A 340-nucleotide genomic window follows, 5' to 3' on the forward strand; every position below is an offset into this window, starting at 1 on the left:
TTTTCTTCAGCTCAAGGTAGATGTGAGAAGCCAGTTCACGGTTCTCTTCTGAGTGTGTGCTGTGGTAGTTATCAAAGCTAATATCAAAGCCAGCGAAGTCTTTTTGATGCTCTTCGCTCACTGCAGCGATCATCTCTTCTGGCGTAATACCCATCTGTTGTGCTTTTAGCATGATTGGCGTGCCGTGAGCATCGTCAGCACAGATGAAGTTTACAGTGTTGCCACGTAGGCGTTGGTAGCGAACCCAGATGTCAGCTTGAATGTGCTCAAGCATGTGACCTAGGTGAATCGAACCATTAGCGTACGGAAGGGCACAAGTTACCAGCAGTTTTCTTGGATC

General features: G+C 47.4%; 1 protein-coding gene. It reads right to left on the reverse strand.

The window, feature by feature from the left end; genetic code table 11:
- Positions 1-340: class I tRNA ligase family protein (locus AW165_RS18710; protein WP_155859671.1), on the reverse strand; the 340-nt coding region annotated here is incomplete at both ends.

Source organism: Acinetobacter sp. LMB-5, from assembly GCF_001541635.1.
GTDB lineage: Bacteria > Pseudomonadota > Gammaproteobacteria > Pseudomonadales > Moraxellaceae > Acinetobacter > Acinetobacter pittii.